Here is a 1,036-nt window from a genome sequence, read left to right on the forward strand (position 1 = left end):
TGTTATGGATGGCGATAAATTAGTCGGCTTGGTGACTGGGCGTGATTTGCGCTTTGTGACTGACCATAAAAAACCAATTAGTGCGGTTATGACACCTAAAGAAAAATTGGTGACCGTGCCAGAAAAATTTGAGCGTACCGCCGTATTAGATTTGTTGCATACCCATCGTATTGAGCGTGTTTTAGTGGTTAATGATAATTTCGATTTGAAAGGTATGATTACCGTTACGGATATCCTAAAGTCGAGCGAGCATCCTTTAGCTAGTAAAGACTCTAATGGTCGTTTACGTGTGGGTGCGGCGGTAGGTACCGGCGGGGAAACGGAAGAACGTGTTGCAGCTTTAATTAAGGCTGGCGTGGACGCGATTGTGGTGGATACCGCCCATGGCCACTCTCAGGGAGTGCTTGATCGCGTTTCATGGATCAAACAAATGTATCCTGAAATTGATGTAATTGGCGGTAATATTGCAACCGCAGAAGCTGCGCTAGACTTAGTAAAAGCAGGTGCCGATGCGGTTAAAGTTGGCATTGGGCCAGGTTCTATTTGTACTACGCGTATTGTGGCTGGCGTTGGTGTACCGCAGATTTCTGCCATTTCAAATGTGGCTAAAGCATTGCAAGGTACGGGTGTCCCACTGATTGCCGATGGCGGTATTCGTTTCTCAGGTGATGTATCCAAAGCCTTGGTGGCAGGGGCTTCTTGTATTATGTTGGGCAGCATGTTTGCCGGTACTGAAGAATCACCGGGCGAGGTTGAGTACTTTCAAGGGCGAGCTTACAAGGCTTATCGTGGTATGGGTTCTTTGGGTGCTATGTCTCAGAAACAAGGTTCAAGCGATCGCTATTTTCAGTCGTCTAATGCGGAAGATAAGCTTGTGCCAGAAGGTATTGAAGGGCGTGTGCCGTATAAAGGTTCGTTGTCCCCGATTATTCATCAGTTAATTGGTGGCGTTCGTTCGAGTATGGGTTATACCGGTTGTAAGGATATTCTGGAGATGAACACCAAACCTTCCTTTGTACGAGTTACCAACGCAGGC

Annotated in this window: 1 protein-coding gene; it reads left to right on the forward strand. The window is 46.9% G+C overall.

Annotated elements, in window-relative coordinates:
- A partial coding sequence (gene guaB / locus VIM91_RS10115; protein ID WP_331864699.1) for an IMP dehydrogenase occupies nucleotides 1–1,036 on the forward strand: 1,036 nt, incomplete at both ends.

This window comes from Thiomicrospira sp. (genome assembly GCF_036568485.1).
Taxonomy (GTDB): domain Bacteria; phylum Pseudomonadota; class Gammaproteobacteria; order Thiomicrospirales; family Thiomicrospiraceae; genus Thiomicrospira.